Source organism: Treponema sp. R80B11-R83G3, from assembly GCF_054786115.1.
The window spans coordinates 1-544 of the sequence record NZ_BDHF01000438.1 but is presented as its reverse complement, the minus strand read 5'-3'; the positions used below and the strand labels follow the sequence as shown (position 1 = coordinate 544).

Genomic DNA, 544 nt, shown 5'->3' with positions numbered 1-544 from the left:
GAAAAAACAAAATATATCTTCCCGCGTATAGACCTTCGCCCCCCTCTTCCCTCTTTGTGTCCTTTGTACCTTTGTGCTCTTTGTGAGAACTCTTGCGATTTAATTTAAAACACATTATAATTATTTTCTATAACAATGCAAGCAGGGGGATTTTATGGCTAAATCTGCAAAAGGGAAAAAAGAAAAATTATCGGACAAACTGTTTTTCAAGCTGAAAAATGGCTGGGAAGGAATTGACAAGAAGACTGAAAAAGAGGTTGAGGCGCTTGCCACATCGTACAAGCAATTTTTAAATACGGGAAAGACCGAGCGCGAATGCGCCGAAACCGCTTGCGAACTTCTCAATGAAAACGGCTTTGTAAACATCGACACTTTGAATGACAAAAATTTTACGGCTGGCATGAAGGTTTATCAGAATATCAGAGGGAAATCCGTCATTGCCGCCGTCATCGGGAAGAAACCCGTAATCGAAGGCTGCAATATTCTTGGCGCCCATATAGATTCTCCACGCCTTGATTTAAAACAAAACCCTTTATACGAAGAC

Annotated in this window: 1 pseudogene; it reads left to right on the top strand. The window is 40.8% G+C overall.

The features are described 5' to 3' along the window. Positions 1-154 precede the first annotated feature (154 nt). Positions 155-544, top strand: a pseudogene (locus ACYVRH_RS14340) (aminopeptidase); the annotation flags it as partial.